This is a genomic window from Magnetospirillum fulvum MGU-K5, from assembly GCF_000442515.1.
Lineage (GTDB): Bacteria > Pseudomonadota > Alphaproteobacteria > Rhodospirillales > Magnetospirillaceae > Phaeospirillum > Phaeospirillum fulvum_B.
On the sequence record NZ_AQPH01000155.1, the window covers coordinates 1 to 1,455 of the forward strand.

Consider the following 1,455-nt stretch of genomic DNA (forward strand, 5'->3'; position numbering starts at 1 on the left):
GTAGAACGACGCCAGCGGCCGCAGGATGGTCGAGATCGCCGAGGCCATGGCGATCAGAACGGGCACGGGGGAACGAAGAGTTTTTGCTTACGCTCCAGCGGAAGGTAGGCATGGTTGTTCGGATTTTGCTCGTCGGTCAGCGAGGTCGATGTGCCCGCCGAGCACCACCCGATCCAGGTATCGTTGGGGAATTTGCAGGTGGTGGCGATCGTCTCGCCGGTATCGGAATTGACCCGCTGGACCTTATTGACGTTCTGCATCGCGGTGCAGAATGAGTAATAATCGATGACAGCGCCGCAATCCGCGCCGTCGCCGCAGTAATTATGCGTGACCGGCTTCAGACCATACCATCCCGTTGCCATCGCCCGGGTCTCGACGACCTGATCAATGCAGACATTGATCGGCCCCTGCGGCGTGCCCGCACCGATCGGCTTCAGGTACTCGGTGCCGTCGGGCCGCTTCCAGCGTTCGCTCCGCGCCGTCTGCCGCCACGCATTGCAGGCTTCATAGGTCGAGGCTCCGGTGGGGGTGTCGATCTCGCCCTGGGGCAGATAGGCCAGTTGCGCCGACCCGGGCAGGACCTGGGAGGCGACGACGACATAGGGCTTTCCGGCGACATCGATCGTCACCGTCGAGAGCGGATAGGCCCAGAGCTGGTCGTCATGGTTCTGGTAGCCGGTGATCGCCTGCTGGTGACGATAGGTGACCGCCGAACTCTGGCAGGCGGTGACGTATTCCCGGCTGCCATTGGGGCGGAGGTAATAGAACCGCTCCTGGCCGTAGCTCTGCCCGGCCTCGATGTCGTGGGTCCAGTTGGCCGGGTCGGTGCAGCCCTCACTGGTCGAGATGATCGCCTGCGCCGCGCTGTCGGGGCTGCATTCGGTGATGAAGCGAGGGGAGCCGTCGATCGTGATCCGCTTGCGCGATTGCAGGGTGACGGTGCGGCGATCGAGATCGGTCACCGTCGGGCAGATGTACGCGCCCGAGGCATCGGCATAGACGGTTTCATGGGCGAAAATGCGGCCGGTATCAGTGCAGGGCGCGGCCTGATAGGTGATGCCGTCCCGGACATAGGTCCACATCGACAATTCGGCGCTGGTGCCGCCGGTGAAATCATGGCGCAGCGGGCAGGCCTCGACGCTCTCGCGCATCGGCAGCGGGGCGGATTTGGTCGAAGGTCCGCAGCCCCGGACCTGGACCGGGACGTTGTTGCGGTTGAGATAGACCAGCGCCACCTGGGGCACCGCCTGTTTGGCATTGAAATCGAGGAAGATTTTGCACTGGCTCTCGTCCTCGGTGATCGTGTAGGGCGTCGCCTCGTCCTTGGTGCAGTCGCTGACGGCGTGGGTTTCCCCCATCTCGTCGAGATAGGTCAGGCTGTATTGCGGCCAGGCTTTCAGCACCGTCAGATCGACGATGTCGATCGGGCACGAGCCATAGGATTTCTTTAAGGGG

The 1,455-nt window shown here is 63.1% G+C and carries 1 pseudogene; it reads right to left on the reverse strand.

Annotation, left to right across the window (positions count from 1 at the left end):
• Positions 1-53: 53 nt before the first annotated feature.
• Positions 54-1,455, reverse strand: a pseudogene (locus tag K678_RS19255) (hypothetical protein); the annotation flags it as partial.